Below are 19,049 nucleotides of genomic sequence, written 5' to 3'. Positions count from 1 at the left end.
TTTTAATAACATATTTCTCGTTCAACTCAACTACCCTTGCCGGCGCAGGCCGGCATCCAGCGTCTTTAAAGGGTCTTGGACCTTACAAAATGTGTTTGCGAACAGCTATTACTTGAGAACTTAACCGGCAACCTCAAAAATTGAGGGTTGCCGGTTAAATTTATTGTTTTAAAACTCAGTCGGTTCCGGGGGTGATTGAATGGTGCTGCGGGGATTGGTTTTGAGTTCTTTTAACAGCTCTTCAACACCGCGTTCTAAGGTTGGATCCTGGCCTTTGGCAATTAATTCCGGGCGGTCAATGACTTCGATATCCGGAGTTACACCTTCGTTTTCAACGGCCCAATTGCCTTCGGTATCCATAAAACGGAAGGTGGAGGCAATCACAGAACCACCATCAGCCAAGCCTGGATTGCCGCTGATACCAATTAAACCACCCCAGGTTCGGGTGCCAATGATTTTGCCTAAATTCATTTTACGGAAGTAATACGGTAAGGCATCACCACCGGAACTGGATAAACCATTGGTGAGCATCACCTTAGGACCATCATGGGCAATCATCGGTGTGGCCATACTGTTAATATCCAAATTGCGGCGCTTCCAATAACTCAAGGTTTTGCGAGACAACAGTTCAATCATGCGGTCGGGGATAAAGCCACCACCATTGTAACGGTCATCAATAATCAAAGCGTCTTTACCAATTTGCGGTAACATTTGCTTAAACAATTCTCGATTACCTTCAATCGCGGTATTCGGTAAATGCACATAGCCGATGCGACCATCAGATAGTTTATCCACCATGGCACGGCGCTCATTCACCCAGTTCAAATAACGCAACTCACCTTCGGAGGTAATGGTTTTGACATCCGCCTGCCAACTGCCCTTAGCACTGGCTTTATTATTTAATGTCAATGTCACTGTTCGATCAGCCTGATGCTCAAGCAATTCGTAGATATTGGCGACCTCTTGTGTGCTGTGACCATTAATGGCCAACACATAATCGCCCTCTTCGGCTTTAACACCGGCGTCAGTTAAAGGCGAATAGCGGTCTTTATTCCAGTTTTCACCGGCAAAAATTTTACTGATCTTAAAGTAACCGCTAGCGTGTTTCTCAAATTCAGCACCCAGTAAGCCATTTTCCCGGCGCTTCACGCTCGGCATATCGCCGGAATTGACATAAATATGACCGGAGTTCATTTCACCGGCGATTTCACCCAGGATATAATCTAAATCACTGCGGTGGGTGGCGGCATCAACCAAAGGCTGATATTTAACCTTTATGGCTGTCCAGTCCATGCCATGCATATTCGGATCATAGAACCAATCGCGCAATGTGCGCCAGGCATCGCTGTACATTTGTTGCCATTCGGTTTGCGGGTCAATGTTCATCGCTAAGTGGCTTAAGTCCAATTGAGAATCATCCATAGATTGATCGGCTTTGGCTTCGACAATCGCTAAATTTTTGCCCTTTTGCAACAGAATGTGTTCGCCATGAGCGGCTAAGCGGTAATTGTTAATACCGGCAATAACCGTTTTAGGCTTATCATCTTTGTCAAGGCTCATTAATTGTAAAGTGGCACTGTTGTCATTTTGTTTCAGTACAAACACCTGATCGCCGTGAGTTTGTAAGCCACGGTAATTACCGGACGGTGCTGGCAAAGCGGTAATGCGATTATTAAAACCCTCAAAATCTATAGCAACCTTAACTGACTTGTTATCTTTGTCTTTCTTTTTATCTTTGCCTTTGTTGTCAGTCGATAAATCGACTTGGTCATTTTTGAAAGGATATAAGGCCGGTGATTGCGTCGTTAATTGTGCCGCATAAACACGGGTGGCATCGGTGTATAAGTAATTAAACTCATAAGCACTGAACGCTAAATTGTAATCACGGTTGGATAAAAACAGCAGGTACTGACCACTGTCATCAAACACCGGCTCATAATCATGATAGGCAGCGGTGCTTAATTTGTGGGCTTTTTTGTTATCAAAATCATAGACAAAAATAGAAGAAAAGCCGGTATTCTCTGTTTTTGTATACGTTAGCCAACGGCTGTCCGGTGACCAGCGGTAATGTTCAATGTCATTGGTGGTTGAGCTGTCCAGACGTTGCGGCTTACCGCCATCGATGGCCACCGACCACAGCACATGATCTTTATCAGAAAAAGCAATTTTCTCACTGTCAGGTGACCACTTCAGATCGAAGCGCCAGATATGGCCATCATCGGTGATGCGTTTATGTTGTTTGGATTTTATATCGTAAATATAAACGTCATACTCACCACTTTTGTCACTTAAATAAGCCACATAACGGCCATTCGGTGACCATTTAACAGCTATTTCACGGGCCGCCGCTGTGTTACTGATGTTCCTGATTTCACCATCTTTAGCAGGCACGGAAAACATTTCACCACGGGCACCAATCATCACCCGTTTACCGTCCGGAGAAATATCACCGGATTCAATATAATCACTGACGTTTTTATACTGTGCCATCAGGTTTTCCTGATTGGTGGTGATGCGAATATTCAGCTGTTTGGTTTGTTGTGTGTTTGGATCAAAACGCCATAAATAGCCACCATTTTCATAGACGATAGAATCTGGTCCTGCTGATGCCCACAAGCTGTCATATTCATCATGGTTGGTAACTTTAACCGGTTCACCCTCAGGGTTATAACGGTATAAATTTAAGCGGTAATCTCGGTCACTGATAAAGTAAATGTCATCACCCACCCACACCGGTTGATGATCGGTGGTGGGGTTGGTGGTTAATTGTTTTGAGGTATTATTTTCTAAATCATAAACCCAAACATTCTGGGCACGGCCACCGCTGTAACGTTTCCAGGTTCTAAATTCACGGTCAATCGGGGTGTACACATATTTTGTGCCATCCGGTGATAACATACCACCACCGGTTTCAGGAATCGCTAAAGGCTGCGCCATGCCACCATCCACAGGTACCCAGTAAGGTTGTCCCATGCGCTCGCCCCACGGCAAGCGATTGGCACGCACCAATACATTTTTGTCATCAGCAGACCAATCTAAAATGCGGTAATCATAACCACCGCGTGGCGGCATCGGTCCCACATCGTTATACCAGGTCAGTTGCTTTAACTCACTGCCGTCCTTATTCATCACATAAACTTGACGGGTGCCGGTGTATTCCGCTGAAAAGGCAATGCGTTGACCATCCCGCGAAAATTTAGGAAAGGTTTCAAAACCCACATCGGAGGTTAGTCTTTTGGCTTCACCGTTATTGATATCAGCAATATAAATATCCCCGGCATAGACAAAGGTTACTGCATCTTGATGGATATCGGCAAAGCGTAAAAGTGCAGTGCCTGATGATGTTTCTTGCGCTGCAACCAAGCCTGAAATAAGGCTAAAGCAAGCAATAACAAAAACTTGAATGGCGTTACGTGATAAAATTTGAAACATGGACATTTCCAGTACTTAAAAATGTTGATAATGGTAACATTTAAACAAGCCCTTTGATAATAGGCCGAAGGTCATTTTTAAATTGAATTCACTCATACGATATGGTTTGCTGATTAGCGGCATCCTATTAATCCTTAGTTTTTGGAACAGGAACAGCTGGCCAGACGAGTTGCCTCTGGCTGAGGCATTGGCTTTTGAACCCAAACAATCACCACTTAATCACGTCTCGCAAACAGTTAAATATAACGATTTAACATATACTGTACAGCCTCGTTTTAACTATGAGCTATATGGTGTGGTGGTGTCAAAACGTGTTCATCAAGCCGATTATAAAGGCTCACTTCATGGCTTGAGTGAAGACTACTTAAATGTGGCAGATTTATGTGTGGTTTGGGGTGAAAACACCAATCCAAAGATTCTGAAACATTTCACATTCAGCAACGGTCAATTTACCTGTCAATATCAAACTCGAAGCGAAACGGCCTGGCAAGCTTTTAACCCCAATCAGTTATCCAACAATCATGTCTTATCGGTGAACAAATCCGTTCGTAAAACTTTAGCCGAAGCGAACATCGGTGACCAAATTGTGTTACGCGGTTATTTAGCGGATTACACCAACCCAAAAGGCTATCTTCGTAAAACCAGTATCACTCGGACTGATACCGGCAATGGTGCTTGTGAAACCATCTGGGTGGAACAGGCCAGCATTATAGATACCATGATAAGCCCCTGGAGAATTATGTTATGGATATCGTTGGTGGTATTTGTTTTCTTGTTAGGTCTGTATATTCGACAGCCGATTCAAGCCCATTATTATCGTTAATATAAGGTATATTCATAAAGACGCTGGGTGCCGGCCGGTATCCAGTGTCTGTTGGTGAAAAACAGCCTTTAAAAACCGGCAATACTATTCAAAGTATTATTTTTGACATTGATCATTTCACGGTTTATTTTTTTCGACGCACGTAGATTAAATCGACCGTTTGATTCTCACCCTGGGTGGTTTCTAAGCGTAAGGCTTCGCTGATCTTATAGCGTAAAATCCAAAAACCCAGGCGATTAAACAGGCCTTGTGAATAACCCACGTAGAGATCATCACCGATATTTTGGCCGGCTTCGATGTAGCTGTCCTGGTTATTGGTGCCTTGTTTAATGGTGAGGACATCGATGCCAAAGGCATTTTGCAATTGTGAGAACACCGAATCGCTGCGCTTTAAGCCCAGTAAAATAGCGGCTTGTGCCAGTTGTTCGCCATTGGTGCCACCGCCACTTTCATTAAGTCCCCTGCCCGTCGCTAAATAAGACAAGATTTCTAACTGACTCATGGCCGGTTCTGAGTACAGGGTTGACTGCAATTGGTTCACAGTTCCTGAGATTAAAATACCCGCAGTCACCGTGCCATCATCAGATTTACGCGCCGCTTTAACATCAATGGCCGGATTGTCAATCGGGCCATTAAAAATCAATTCACCACGCTCAATATCTAAACGCTGACCATAAAGTTTATAAAAACCTTCGGTCAAGTTAAGACGTCCTTCTGCATGGGTTTGTTTACGGACATTAAAAACCCGTAACTGTCCGGCCATTTTGGCTTCTAAGCCCATTAACTGTATGTTGATGGGCTCTTTAATTTCTGCAGTCACATCGTAATTAATGGGTATCGATGTGCTGCTTTCCGGGGTGTCTTGTTCAGGGTAATGAATAACCACATCATCGGAAGTGGTGGTGGCTGATGGCGGAAGATTTTTTATATTAACTTCGGCCATCGGTAATGACAGTTTGCCGGTGATGTTAACTGCTTTGGGCGTGGCATCAATTTCTAAATTCGGGTCAATATTGACTTTAATTTCCGGTAAGGTCAATAATCGAAAATCAGTGCCGCTGATTTGCCCATAATAAGACCAGTCATCTGCTTGTTGAATATCTAATTCACCGGTAATTTCTATGGAACCGGTGTCACTGTCAGCGTTGGCTGTTAAATCAATTAAACCGGGTTTTTGACTGCTAACCAGCAGCGCAATATTAGTTAAACGACTGCCGGTTTGTCTTAACACAAGAAAGCCGGTTTGTTGTTTTAAATCTAGATTAATAGCGGGCTGATTGAGAGGACCCGTAACCTCTCCTGAGACACTAAATTCACCTTGCAATTGTTCTAATTCTGGTGATAAAGCCACCAAAAAACGGGTGTGTTTTATCACACCATCAATGTCAGCATTAACCTCAGGCCAAGGAGAATCTGCTATGTCATCCAGCGTGGCGGAAGCGTTAAGATAGCCACCGTCATCCAAAGTAATGACGGTATTCACTTCAGTGCGGCCGTTGTCCTGACGCGCAGTGAGTGTGGCTTTGTTAATGGCCACCTGGTAGCTGTTTTTTTGACCTTCACGGTAATAAATATTGGCTTGTTCCGTTTTTAAATCAGCGGTCAGTGACAAGGCTTGTTGCTGATAATTCAGATCTGCGCTGCCCTGAATCAAGCCATCCAGTTTTAAACCCTGAGGCAACAAACTCTGAAACAGCTTAACCTGTAAATTTCTGAGCTGTACCTTGGCCAAAACCTGCGTAACTGCCTGGGTTTGCACATCCAGTTCAGCACAGGCTTCACCTTCACCATTGAGTGACTGCCAACACGCCGGTGACAAATGCATCTGTTGCCCAATCACCAGCTTCGCAGGGGCTTGTAAGTTCCACTGCATGTCACTGTCGTTAAGACGAATGGCATTTTTTTCAATTTGACCGCGCCAGATTTGCTGATCATTCAACCAGCCGCCTACCAAGGTCAATTGTGTGGTGAAATCCTGATGCAAAATGTCACCTTGTAATTGGTGCTGTTGCAGATTGCCATTTAACTCGAGCTCGGCTGCAGGCAGGTATTGATTGGCACTTAGGATGTCTGTGGCTGTAATTTTTGCCTGTAATTGATTCGGCCATTGACCTTTGCCTAAGATGTCCAGGGTTTTAATCTGTTGATCCATGTAATTGAGTGTTTGAGCTTGTAAATTCACATCATAATCCAAAGCATTAATGGACCCTGATAATTGTCCTTTGGCCTGAATATCACCACTCAACTCAGCTACAAATAAATGCGGTTGTGGTATTTTCAGATCAAACATAAGCTGTTGCGAAGCCGCCTGCTCGGCTAAACTGACTTGACCTTGCAGTTTTATCTGGTTATCACCCCACAGCAAAGACAATGGCTTTAAATCCAATAAATCATCTTGCCAATCGACATCGGCTGATAATGTTAAATCCTGACCTTTTAATTGACCTTGCACATTAAAATTATTTAAAGCCAACTGCCATGATTCTGTATTTGTTTGTGCCAAGCTCAACTGCCCGGCACCACTGAGCTTACCCGGCCATTCGGGCATCAGCCATTGTGGGTTAAATGCATCTGTATCAAAACTGGCTGTCACCTGAAGATTGGGCGTGAAATTAATTTTTGATTGGGCATGTAAGCGGCCAAAGTCGCCCGCAATGGTCAATGCGTCCACATTGAGCTGTTCTGTGCTGCCTTGAGCCGTGAGGTTTATTTCATTGTAATACGTCGCCGGTTCAGCTTTTTGTTCCGATGCGGTCATTAAGGATTTAATGGACTGCTCAGCGGTGGCTTTAACGGTTAAACGATAATCCGTTAATCCACCATCAGCGGTCATTAATACATCGGTAAACCGGGTGCTGACTTGTTGCGTATTAGCCGATGAAATAGATAATTGGTCACTGCTTATATGGGCATCAACTAAAAATGTCGGGTACAGCGTAACTTGACTCTCTATGTGTGCATCACCTTCTGCATAGATGTTACTAAAGTGCGTTTGTTGTGATAAATTCAAAGCAGTGATATCACCGGTGATACGGCCCTGCCCGCTGATTTGCTCTGGCTTGTAAGACCAATGCGTGTTGACATTAAAAGGCCAACGGTTATGTAAAGTGACTTCACCGGATAGTTTCAGGCTAATCTCTTCGTCTAATAATTGTAGCGTATCAATCTCTATGGTTTCTTTTAGTAAGGCCGCTTTCGACCAAATTGGTCCGTAAGCAATTTGACCCTTGTTGATATCAATATTTTGGATAAAGAGTTCGTTGACATCGACACTTAATGGTAATTCAATCGTTGCCCCTTCAGGCAACGGTTCGGTTACTTTTTCTGCGTCATTATCGGCTAATTCAATACTGACCTGACCGATGTGAACATTATCAAAAACAATGTGCCTTTGCCACCAGTTGATATCAGCGATTTGATACGTCAGTCGATCGACTTTGACGGTTACGCCGTCTTGTTGATAGGTAAGGTTTAAGGCGGTCATTTCGCCGGCCAAACGTCCGCCGCTTTGCCGGATATGTAAAGGCAACCAGTCCTGAGCTTTAGCAACAGCCCAACGGCTTCCGGTTTCCGTATAGAGCAAGCCATAAAGCAACATCAAAAGAAGTCCAAGCAAAACAAACAATGTGACCAGCATATAGCCAATCCAACGCCGGAAGCGCGGCTTCTTGGTATCTTTTGCGTTATTTAAGTCTTTATCCGTCATTACAAATCCGGACCCAGAGACAGGTGAATTCTAAAATCATGGTCAGCTTCGGTGACAGGCACACCTAAATCGACCCGCAACGGTCCTATGGGCGAAAACCAGCGAAAGCCAATACCGACACTACCGGCCATTTTAAAATCATTGGTAAATGCATTACCACCATCGGCAAATACCGCCAGCGCGTAACTGTCGTAAAGACGGTGCTCGTACTCAACACTGGCCACTGCTAAGTGTTTACCACCAATTGAATCACCTTCATCATTCAAGGGTGATAAATTTTTATAATCGAATCCCCTGACAGATTGATCACCACCTGCAAAATACCGATAAGAGGCCGGTAATTGATCAAAATCACTGGTGGCGGTGGTGCCAATTTCCGCCCGTAAAATCAAACGATCCTCATCAGCAATCGGTAAAATGGTCTTAACCCGACCACTTATTTGCACCATGCTCATATCCGAAAGCAGACTTTCGGTGGCCAATTTAAAATCCATTTGGGCTTTAAATCCAAATCGCGGGTTCAACGGATCATCAACGTGCTGATAGGTCCAGGCAGTGCCCGGTACCAAAAGACGGGTACTGCCCTTTTGATCACCAAAAATATAATCTTCTTGTAGGACATCAATAAAGTTGATGTTTTGCCATCTGTCCGATTGTAAACGGGTTTGAGAGAGACCAATTTTTGTGGTATCGGCTTCATACACATCATTTTTTTCCTGACGATGACCCAGTTCAGTCTGATACCACTTTTCATCGGGATTACTTAAAGACGGAAATTTCATGCGGGCGATGAATTCATTGTTGACTTCGGCCAATTGTAATTTTGTGCTCAGCTGAAAGCCGCGATCATTCAAACGATGGTGCTGATATTCAAAGGTCGAACGGGCCCCGGTATCGGTGGTATAACCCAGGCCGACTGAGTAATCAATGCGATAACCCGGCGTCAGTTTGACCAACACCGGTACAGTGGCCGCCTGATGATCTTTCTCACCAAAAGTGACACTGATGTTACCAAAATATTGGCTACCAACCAGGCGTTTTCGGACATCAATTAAGGTTTGATTATTGAGATATTGACCCGTCTCTAAACCGACCAAGCCTTGCAGAAAGCGTGGACGCATAAAATCCGGGTCTTGCTCAATCACCACCTTATCAAGTTGATAACGTGGGCCGGTGTCAAATGTGAGTTTAATATCCGCTGCCAGCTGTGCGGGATAAACATCGACTTTTTGCTCACTAAATTCAGCATCTAAAAACCCATAATTATTGGCCCATTGACGCAGTTGTTGTTTTAATTGCTGATAGTCAGGATCAACAAAGACCCGCCCGCTCTCTATGTACTTATTGACCTTAATGTCTTTAATTTTGGGGTGTTCAGAACCCGGGCCGGTCACTGAAAAATCGATGTCACGAACCACAACCGGTTCACCGGCCGTCACCTTAATCTCGGTTTGCCAACAACCTTTAGTGGCACTAATATCAATTTTTTCAACGGTGGCTTGGTAATAACCAAATGGTTGCAGCGCCAACTGTACTTGTTCGGGAATTTTTTCTTTAACCGCTTGGCGCATGCTTTCAGATGTGTCACAAGAAAGCGTTAAATTATTGAGGAATATAAGAATATTATCGGCTAATGGTTTATCCACGCCGGATACATTAAAACGATATGTAGGCTCGTCTTCAGCCGCATAGACAGTCAATGTCAGTAATAACAACCAAGCAATGAGGCTGTATTTTGCCAGAACAATCGTGGATTTCATGGCCTTATTATAACAACAACAAGCTGAATATAAGGTATCAACTTAGACTGTTCTGACTCTGTATTTTAGCAATTTGATTTTATACACCGACCCAGTTTTTTCCGGTATCAGCAAACACCATAAAATGCGGATTGAGTAAGGATTCTTTTTGGTTGTAACGTAAAGGTTCACCTTCTAAGGTCACCACATGTCCACCTGCTTGCTCAACAATACATTGTGCGGCAGCCGTATCCCATTCAGAGGTGGGTCCCAAGCGTGGGTATAAATCGGCTTTACCTTCAGCGACGATACAAAATTTTAAGGAACTGCCCATGGCCACTAATTCGTGTTGACCCAAGCGCTCTAAATAGTCTTTTAATTCATCACTGGGATGAGATCGACTGCCAACAACTGTGGGCTTATAACGGCTGTTTTTCATGACTTTAATGGATTGTTTTTGACCGTTATCGCGTTTAAATACACCCACACCTTCGGCCGCTGAATAGGACAACTTCTGTACCGGGACATAGACCACTGATAAAACCGGCTTACCGTCATCAATTAAAGCAATATTAACCGTAAATTCGCCATTCTTTTTAATGAACTCTTTGGTACCATCCAAAGGATCAACCAGCCAATAACGCTGCCATTGACGGCGCTCTTCATAATCAATGTCTGCAGATTCTTCGGATAAAATGGGGTAGTTTTCTTGCAAAGCCTGCAAGCCTTCTACAATGCAATGATGGGCGGCTAAATCTGCACGGGTTAACGGAGAATCATCTGCTTTATGTTCCACTGAAAAATCATCGGACTGGTAAATGTCCATAATGGCATCACCGGCTTTTACAGCCAATTGTTCTACTGCATTTAATAAGGTTTTCATGATAAATAATCCATTGCCAAAGCATGTGTTTGTTGATTACCGGCCACCACGTCCGTGGTATCCAATCCAATGTTATGCCCGTTTAAGTCGGTAATTAAACCACCGGCTTCTCGAACGATAACGGTTAACGCCGCGATGTCTAAAATATTAACATCACTTTCAATCAATAAATCAATCTTACCACCGGCTAACAGGTGATAATGATAAAAATCCCCGTAACCGCGAATTTTACTGAATTTTAACAAAAGTTGGCCTAACTTGTGCCAATTATTATGCACTAAACTTTGGATATTTCCGGTGGATACGCAAGAGCTGTGTTCACTCCATTGTTGTTGGACTTTTAATGGTTCACCATTTAAATAAGCACCACCATTTTTATACGCATAGGCTTGTTCATCCATTAAAGGCGCATGGGATACTCCCAACACCAACTCACCTTTGAACATCAGCGCAATTTGAGTTGAGAAAAAGGGATAACCACGAACAAAACTTTTGGTACCGTCAATGGGATCAATCAGCCACAAATAATCACTGTTTTCGCCATCACGACCATACTCTTCACCAAATATATCGTGATCAGGATAGGCTTCTTTAATTATTCGGATAATGGTTTTTTCAGCTTCCTTATCAGCAATGGTTACGGGACTGTTATCAGATTTCACTTCGGTGATATTATCTCGATTCATATAATAAGAACGAATTAAACCGGCCGCTTGGGCCGCTGCATAACGTGCCATCTCGGTGGCTTTTTGTAATTGCTCTTGATTCATCATTAATTGGCTTTTTTATTGGCGACACGTCCATAAATATCTTCATAACGAACAATGTCATCTTCTCCGAAGTAACTGCCACATTGCACTTCTATCAAGGCAATATCCGTGTCAGTGGTATTTTCTAATCGATGTAAAGTTTCCACCGGAATATGCACCGATTCATTTTCATTGAGCATAAACTCATCATCACCCACCCTGACTTTCGCAGTACCGGTGACCACAGTCCAATGTTCACTGCGCTTATAATGTTTTTGTAATGACAAGACTTGTCCCGGTTTGACCACCAGACGTTTAACCTTACAGTCATCCTCATCTTCTAAGATGGTATAACTGCCCCACGGACGATGCACTGTGGTGTGATAAACCGCGGCTTCATGGGATTTTGCTTTTAAAAATTGCACCACATCTTTAACTCCTTGGGATTTATTTTTATGCGCAATTAAAACCGCATCAGTGGTGTCTACCACCATCAAATCATCAACCCCGACCACCGCCACTAAACGATCACCAGCTCGAATGTAGTTATTATTGGCATCAATGACCACCGCTTTGCCTTCAATGCGGTTACCACTTTCGTCACCTTCTAACAAATCTGCCATGGCATTCCATGAACCAATGTCATTCCAATCAAAACGCGAATCAACCACCGCCCGCTTTTTGGCTTTTTCCATAATGGCATAATCAATGGAAATATCCGGTAACTGAGTGAATAAATCGGCATTGAACTCAATTTGCTGTTGATTGCTATCAACCGCGTCAAAACAGTTTTTAGCCGCAGCCAACACATCCGGCGCTGTGTCTTCAAATGCCTGCAGCAAAGCACCCACCTGGAAGCAGAACATGCCTGAATTCCAACTATATTCGCCGGAAGCCAGGTATTTTTTAGCAGTGGCTAAATCGGGCTTTTCAACAAACTCTGCGATTTCCGAAACCCCCTCTGCTGTCAATGATTGACCGGCTTTGATATAACCATAACCGGTTTCAGGCGCGGTCGGATAAATACCAAAAGTGGTTAAGAAACCTTGCGAAGCTTGTTGCGCTGCTGTTTTAACTGTATCAATGAACAATTCCTCATCTTTAATGAGATGATCTGATGGCATCACCACCATTATCGCTTCATTTCCATACAACTGTTGGGTTTGTAGTGCCGCCAATGCAATCGCCGGGGCGGTATTTCGACCGCTGGGTTCTAACAAGAAGTACTGCTTACGCATATCAGCTTGTGGGTTGGCTTGATAAATGTCTTTGCACAAAAAATAATAATCACGAGAAGTCACAGTCAACACCGTGTTATCGGTAGCTACTTTTAAAGCCCGATCAAAGGTTAAGGCAGCCAGACTTTGCCCATCTGACAATTGCATAAAAGGTTTCGGGTAAGCTTGACGAGATACCGGCCATAATCGGGTGCCGGCACCGCCGGATAAAATAACGGGAATAATGTTCATGGATTCATCCTTTGCATACATAGCTGTAAAGTTGTTTGCCAATGTGGCAGTTTAACATTAAAGGTACCTGAAAATTTTTGGCAATCAAGTACGGAATATTTTGGTCGGGTGGCCGCAGTGGGAAATTCATCACTTGTAACAGGGGTTAATTTTGGCATCTTTTCCAGTAATCCAATGCGCACTGCTTGCTCAAAAATACGTTTTGCAAAACCATACCACGTTGTATGGCCAGCGGCAGTTAAGTGATAAACACCGGTTTCGGGAATATTTAAAGCCAGCATGGTCGCCAAAGCGATGGTATTAGCCCATGTCGGAGTGCCCTGCTGGTCATTCACAATGTTTAACGCATCACGTGTTTGTGCCAGTTTTAGCATGGTTTTTAAAAAATTATGCCGACGGCTGGCATACACCCACGCGGTGCGAAAAATCATGTATTCGCAGCCACTATTAATTAGAGCCTGTTCACCATCCGCTTTGCTCTGGCCATAGACAGATTGTGGATTAATCGGGTCCTGTTCTCGCCAAGCAAAACGATGCTCGCCAGAAAAGACATAGTCGGTCGAATAATGCAACATGAGCAATTTATTTTGGCAACAAAATTCAGCCATTTGCGCCACCGCCTCAGAATTAATGCGCTGCGCATTAGCAACATCACTTTCTGCTTGATCAACCGCCGTATAAGCAGCCGCATTACAAATGACATCAGGCGCGATGGCTTCTAATTTATTATTGACATCATCCGCATCATTTAGATCAAATTTAATGGTACTCATACCATTCACATCACGGCCGTTTGATGTGGTTGGAATTACTTCACGATTAAATTGCAGCGTTCGCCACAATTCAAATCCCACTTGTCCATCGGCACCGGTGAGTAAAATTTTCATGGTTGATAAGTTGGTAATTTATTGAGTGGATAATCTGATAGATGGTTAGCGGCTTGGTCTTTGGCAGATAATTTAGGCTCATCGATCGGCCAATCTATACCAATGTTTTTATCGTTCCAGGCAATCGATGCTTCAGATTCTGCATGGTAATAATCAGTACACATATAGTTGAAAATGGCGTTCTCTGAAGTCACACAAAAACCATGGGCAAAACCCTCCGGAACATAAAACTGGCGGTGATTTTCAGCACTTAGGGTGACACCCACGTACTGACCGAAAGTCGGCGAACCGTGACGAATATCCACCGCCACATCATACACTTCACCCACCAGAACCGACACCAATTTGCCTTGGGGGTTTGGGTTTTGAAAATGTAAACCCCGTAACACACCGTACGCTGATTTTGAGACATTTGACTGTACAAAATCTCGCTCAATGCCAATGTCCCGGTAACGTTGTTGTTGCCAAGATTCCATAAAATACCCACGTTCATCGCCAAATACTTTAGGTTCGATGATTAACACGCCCGGTAACGCTGTTTCAATGACTTTCATTGTTTATATTTGATCAGAGAGATTAGGTATTGTCCGTAACCATTTTTCTTAATGGGTTCGGCCAGTTTTAACACCTGATCAGCATCAATCCAACCTTGGTTGTAGGCAATTTCTTCAGGGCAAGCAATCTTAATACCTTGGCGGCGTTCAATGGTGGAGATAAAGTTGGTGGCTTCAGCCAGGGAGTCATGGGTACCAGTATCTAACCAGGCAAAACCTCGCCCCATTAATTCAACTTGTAGATTCTGTTGTTGTAAATAGACTTTATTTAAGTCAGTAATTTCTAATTCACCGCGGGGTGATGGTTTTAAAGCTTTAGCGATTTCAACCACTTGATTATCATAGAAATATAACCCCGTAACCGCAAAATTTGATTTTGGATTCTTAGGTTTTTCTTCTAAATCAATGACTTGACCGGCTTCGTTAAAAGCCGCCACACCATAGCGCTCAGGATCATGTACCCGATAACCAAACACCGTGGCACCGCTTTCACGCTCTCCGGCATTGCGCATTAACTGACGCATTCCGGCACCATGAAAAATATTATCACCCAAGATTAAACAACATGGATTATCACCGATAAAATCCTCACCTATTAAAAATGCCTGTGCCAATCCACCGGGCTCCGGCTGCACCGCATAATGTAAAGTCATACCCCATTGGGAACCATCACCTAATAGCGCTTTAAACAGTGGTTGTTCATGGGGTGTATTAATAATCAGCACCTCTCTTATACCGGCACCCATTAAAGTGCTTAACGGGTAGTAAATCATCGGCTTATCGTAAACCGGCAACAGTTGCTTACTGATGGAATGGGTTAAAGGATATAATCGGGTGCCCGATCCACCGGCCAAAATAATGCCTTTACGATTCATGCTGTCTCCTGTGACTGTTTAAGGTCTTCACCCAATCTTTGTCCCTGATAACTACCATCTTTAACACGCTCTACCCAGTTTTGATTATCTAAATACCATTGGATGGTTTTTTCTAAGCCTGATTCAAATGTTTCTTTAGGTTTCCAGTTAAGTTCATTCTGTAACTTACTGGAATCTATGGCATATCTTTTATCATGACCCGGACGATCTTTGACGAAAGTAATCTGTTCTTTATAAGATTGCGACGCCGGTCTTAAGCGATCTAAGCAATCACAAACAGCATGGACAATGTCAATATTTTGCCATTCCTCATTACCACCGACATTATAGACTTCGCCTAATCGACCCTGCTCGATAACTGTTTCGATGGCGCGACAATGGTCTTCCACATACAACCAATCCCGAACATTTTTACCATCACCATAAATCGGCAAATCCTGACCGGTTAATGCTTTATCAATCATTAACGGAATCAGCTTTTCCGGAAATTGATAAGGCCCATAGTTATTGGAGCAATTGGTGGTTAGCACCGGTAAACCGTAAGTATGGTGATAGGCGCGTACTAAGTGATCGGAAGCGGCTTTTGATGCAGAGTATGGAGAATTAGGTGCATACGCAGTGCTTTCAGTAAATAAGCCGGTATCACCCAAAGAGCCATAAACCTCATCAGTGGAAACATGCAAAAATTTAAAAGCCTGTTGTTGCTTATCCGTTAAACTTTGATAATAAGCCAAAACCGCTTGTAACAGATGAAAAGTACCCATTATATTGGTATCAATGAATGCCTGTGGCCCTTCAATGGAACGATCTACATGGGATTCGGCGGCAAAATGAACCACAACTTCCGGCTTGTGTTGTTTTAGTAATTGAGTCACCAATGATTGATCTTGTATATCACCCTGCACCCAATGATGGCGTTGATCATCAGCCACGGCAGCCAAAGTATCCAAATTCCCTGCATAAGTAAGCTTATCAAGATTAACAATAAATCGGTTATGTTGTAAGACTTGTCGCAACACAAAGTTACCGCCAATAAAGCCGGCACCACCGGTTACTAACCATTTTTCCTGCATCGTTATGGGTATCCGTGAAAACCGTCAATTATAGCAGAACAGTGACAATGGGTCAGCCCCAAGACAACAAACAAGTTTTACAAAAAACATCACAGCTTGTTACGCTATAATGGCGATTTTTTAGACTGCCATTAACTCACACATGCCACCTTCTGTGTCAATCATTATTGTTAATTACAACAGCTGGCAGGTATTAACCCAACTGCTGATAAGTTTGACTGAACAAACCCTTGCAGCGGATTTGATTCGTGATCTAAACGTTATTATTGTTGACAATAATTCAAGCCAAGCTAAACCTGACTTTAGTTCATTAAACCAACAACTTGACCAGCAAAACATAACAGTCCAATGGCTTAACAACACTGAAAATGTTGGCTTTGCCAGTGGCTGTAACATGGGTGCTGCCAAGGCAAAAACAGATTTACTGTTGTTTTGTAATCCGGACATTGAAATCCCAAAACAAGGATTGAATAATCTCATGCAGGTTTACAGCCAACGACGGGTTGATTTGTTGACACCCTCACAGATTAATGCTCAAGGAAAACCACAGCGGGTTTGCGGACGCTTTCCTTCACTTTATCGCTATATACCGATAATGGGAGGGGTTTTTAAACAATCGAAAACAACAAAATACGAAAACAATGTCAGCTATTGTGACTGGATTTCAGGTGCGGTTATTCTCATGAAAAATCAAGATTTCAAGCGCTTAAACGGTTGGGATGAGGACTTTTTTATGTTCATGGAAGATGTGGATTTATGTCGCCGCGCATCGCTGCTGGGTCTAAAAGTCGCCGTCACGGACAGCACCCAATGGTTACACCATCACGGTGTATCGGGGCAATACCAAATCAGTGACCGCGTACGCAGTAAAAGCGCTGCACTGGCCGCCAAGCATATCTATATAAATAAACACTTCATCGGCTGGAAAAAATATCTGGCACAAGTATTTGTTGGGCTCAAGTATGTGCCAGAATTGTTACTGGGATGGCTGTTATCCTGGCCAATACCCAAACCTGTTTTTGTGTCGCGGAGACTGATTTTTCAGCGCTATTTAAAAAATATTAAACATGGTTTTAAAAAATCCGATTAAACACTGAATCAAGCCACCCTGCCTAATGAAATATTAAAGTAAAAGTGATATAATTCAGCGCCTTTTATAACCGTAACTAATTTATGAAAATACTTGTCGCAATTAAACGCGTTGTTGACTACAACGTTCGAGTTCAGGTTAAACCCGATGGCTCCGGGGTTGCCATTGATGGCGTCAAAATGAGCATTAATCCGTTTGATGAGATTGCTGTTGAAGAAGCGCTGCGCATTAAAGAGCAAGGTAAAGCCGATGAAGTTGTGGTGGTCACCATTGGTGGCGACGAGTCACAACAACAATTACGAACAGCCATGGCCATGGGCGCGGATCGCGCCATTTTGGTAAACACAGATAAAGCCGTTCAACCTCTGCAAGCGGCACAAGTGTTATTAAAAGTCATTGAAAAAGAACAACCGGGCCTCGTTATCACCGGCAAACAAGCCATTGATGATGATAACAACCAAACACCTCAAATGTTGGCCACTTTGTGGAATCGACCACAAGCCACATTTGTGTCACAAATTGAATTCACTGACAAGGGCTTACAAGCCACCCGAGAAGTGGATGCCGGCTTAGAAACCATTGAAGTTGAATTACCGGCGGTTATTTCCACGGATCTGCGTCTCAATGAGCCGCGCTTTGTGAAACTGCCGGATATTATGAAAGCCAAGAAAAAACCACTTGAGACCTTGGCGATTGACGAGTTGGCACCTGAACGCAGTGATCACCACATTAAGGCCAACCATTACGAACCACCACAACCACGTCAAAAAGGCGTGATGGTGGAGTCTGTTGATGAACTCGTCACAATGTTAAAAGACAAGGGGTTATTATCATGAGCAAAGTATTAATTCTCGCTGAGCACAATGGTGACAGCATTAACCAGTCAACCGCCAAAGTTCTGACTGCCGCCAAACAATTAAAGACTGATGGTATCGATATGGTGCTCTTTGTACCGAATGCCGAATTGGCTTCTGAATTGGCACAATATGAAGGTGTTTCTGAAGTCCATGTTGTTAGCTGTGAGGACAACCATGATCAATTGGCTGCTTCGATTGCTCCCACGATTGCTGATTTGGCTCAAAACTACAGCCATATTTGGGGACCGTCAACCACTTTTGGTAAAGACATCATGCCGCGCGTGGCCGCCCTACTCGGCGTCAATCAAATCAGCGACATCATGGAAGTGATTGATAATACCAGCTATAAACGACCTATTTATGCCGGTAATGCCATTATTACCGTCAGCACCGACAGTGATCGCCAGGTGGCCACGGTACGAACCGCTTCTTATGAAGCCGATAAAAGCACCGGTGGCTCTGCTGAAATCAAAGAAAGTACATTAAGCACAGCAGCTGATCACACCACCTTTGTTAAATTAGCCAGCGGTGATTCAGATCGACCGGATTTACAAACAGCCAGTAAAGTTATTTCAGGTGGTCGCGGTGTCGGCTCCAAAGAAAATTTTGATATGGTTTTTGAACTGGCCGATAAAATCGGAGCCGCCACCGGCGCCTCTCGGGCAGCAGTAGATGCTGGCTATGTTCCTAACGACATGCAGGTGGGTCAAACCGGTAAAATTATTGCCCCTGACCTCTATATGTGTTTCGGTATTTCAGGCGCCATCCAGCATTTAACAGGCATTAAAGATGCCGGTACCATCGTTGCCATCAATAAAGATGCCGACGCCCCGATATTTGAAGTGGCCGATATTGGCCTGGTGGGTGATTTATTTAAAGTCATTCCCGAGATGATAGAAAAAGTTTAAGGAG

At 43.6% G+C, this 19,049-nt stretch carries 14 protein-coding genes; 4 read left to right on the top strand and 10 right to left on the bottom strand.

Annotated elements, in window-relative coordinates; all coding sequences use genetic code 11:
- Positions 1-168: 168 nt before the first annotated feature.
- On the bottom strand, positions 169-3,432 hold the full coding sequence (locus OS173_RS00480; RefSeq protein ID WP_267182307.1) for a S41 family peptidase: 3,264 nt from the start codon (positions 3,430-3,432) through the stop codon (positions 169-171).
- 82 nt (positions 3,433-3,514) lie between these two features.
- Between OS173_RS00480 and OS173_RS00475 the strand changes: the two genes are divergently transcribed.
- Positions 3,515-4,255: a hypothetical protein gene (locus OS173_RS00475; protein WP_267182306.1), complete on the top strand. Its 741-nt coding sequence runs from the start codon at positions 3,515-3,517 to the stop codon at positions 4,253-4,255.
- 124 nt (positions 4,256-4,379) lie between these two features.
- Here OS173_RS00475 and OS173_RS00470 read toward each other — a convergent pair whose 3' ends face one another.
- The 9 genes from OS173_RS00470 to rfbB all read right to left on the bottom strand — a co-directional run bounded on the left by OS173_RS00470 (position 4,380) and on the right by rfbB (position 16,190).
- A complete protein-coding gene (locus OS173_RS00470; RefSeq protein WP_267182305.1) occupies positions 4,380-7,961 on the bottom strand; it encodes a translocation/assembly module TamB domain-containing protein in 3,582 nt (1,193 codons plus the stop codon).
- Positions 7,961-9,721, bottom strand: coding sequence for an autotransporter assembly complex protein TamA (locus tag OS173_RS00465; protein ID WP_267182304.1), 1,761 nt, complete (start codon positions 9,719-9,721; stop codon positions 7,961-7,963). Before OS173_RS00465 ends, OS173_RS00470 begins: the two co-directional genes overlap by 1 nt.
- Before the next feature lie 79 nt (positions 9,722-9,800).
- A complete protein-coding gene (gene cysQ / locus OS173_RS00460; protein ID WP_267182303.1) occupies positions 9,801-10,583 on the bottom strand; it encodes a 3'(2'),5'-bisphosphate nucleotidase CysQ in 783 nt (260 codons plus the stop codon).
- On the bottom strand, positions 10,580-11,356 hold the full coding sequence (locus OS173_RS00455; protein WP_267182302.1) for an inositol monophosphatase family protein: 777 nt from the start codon (positions 11,354-11,356) through the stop codon (positions 10,580-10,582). Before OS173_RS00455 ends, cysQ begins: the two co-directional genes overlap by 4 nt.
- Positions 11,356-12,822 carry a mannose-1-phosphate guanylyltransferase/mannose-6-phosphate isomerase gene (locus OS173_RS00450; protein ID WP_267182301.1) on the bottom strand — a complete coding sequence of 489 codons (1,467 nt, stop codon included), beginning with the start codon at positions 12,820-12,822 and terminating at the stop codon, positions 11,356-11,358. Before OS173_RS00450 ends, OS173_RS00455 begins: the two co-directional genes overlap by 1 nt.
- Positions 12,798-13,688: a dTDP-4-dehydrorhamnose reductase gene (gene rfbD, locus OS173_RS00445; RefSeq protein WP_267182300.1), complete on the bottom strand. Its 891-nt coding sequence runs from the start codon at positions 13,686-13,688 to the stop codon at positions 12,798-12,800. Before rfbD ends, OS173_RS00450 begins: the two co-directional genes overlap by 25 nt.
- Entirely contained in the window at positions 13,685-14,242 is a 558-nt protein-coding gene (gene rfbC / locus OS173_RS00440) for a dTDP-4-dehydrorhamnose 3,5-epimerase (protein ID WP_267182299.1), read from the bottom strand. Before rfbC ends, rfbD begins: the two co-directional genes overlap by 4 nt.
- Positions 14,239-15,117, bottom strand: coding sequence for a glucose-1-phosphate thymidylyltransferase RfbA (gene rfbA, locus OS173_RS00435; protein ID WP_267182298.1), 879 nt, complete (start codon positions 15,115-15,117; stop codon positions 14,239-14,241). The genes rfbC and rfbA overlap by 4 nt, the downstream gene beginning before the upstream one ends.
- Positions 15,114-16,190, bottom strand: coding sequence for a dTDP-glucose 4,6-dehydratase (rfbB, locus tag OS173_RS00430; protein ID WP_267182297.1), 1,077 nt, complete (start codon positions 16,188-16,190; stop codon positions 15,114-15,116). Before rfbB ends, rfbA begins: the two co-directional genes overlap by 4 nt.
- Positions 16,191-16,332: 142 nt before the next feature.
- Here rfbB and OS173_RS00425 point away from each other — a divergent pair, with 142 nt between their 5' ends.
- The 3 genes from OS173_RS00425 (at position 16,333) to OS173_RS00415 (ending at position 19,045) form a co-directional block, all read left to right on the top strand.
- A complete protein-coding gene (locus tag OS173_RS00425; RefSeq protein WP_267182296.1) occupies positions 16,333-17,280 on the top strand; it encodes a glycosyltransferase family 2 protein in 948 nt (315 codons plus the stop codon).
- Between the two features lie 83 nt (positions 17,281-17,363).
- On the top strand, positions 17,364-18,116 hold the full coding sequence (locus tag OS173_RS00420; RefSeq protein WP_267182295.1) for an electron transfer flavoprotein subunit beta/FixA family protein: 753 nt from the start codon (positions 17,364-17,366) through the stop codon (positions 18,114-18,116).
- Positions 18,113-19,045, top strand: coding sequence for an electron transfer flavoprotein subunit alpha/FixB family protein (locus OS173_RS00415; protein WP_267182294.1), 933 nt, complete (start codon positions 18,113-18,115; stop codon positions 19,043-19,045). The genes OS173_RS00420 and OS173_RS00415 overlap by 4 nt, the downstream gene beginning before the upstream one ends.
- The last annotated feature ends 4 nt before the right edge of the window (positions 19,046-19,049 follow it).

Source organism: Marinicella gelatinilytica (assembly GCF_026410405.1).
Classification (GTDB): domain Bacteria; phylum Pseudomonadota; class Gammaproteobacteria; order Xanthomonadales; family Marinicellaceae; genus Marinicella; species Marinicella gelatinilytica.
The sequence above is the reverse complement of the archived record's forward strand: the minus strand, read 5'-3'. Positions and strand labels throughout refer to the sequence as shown.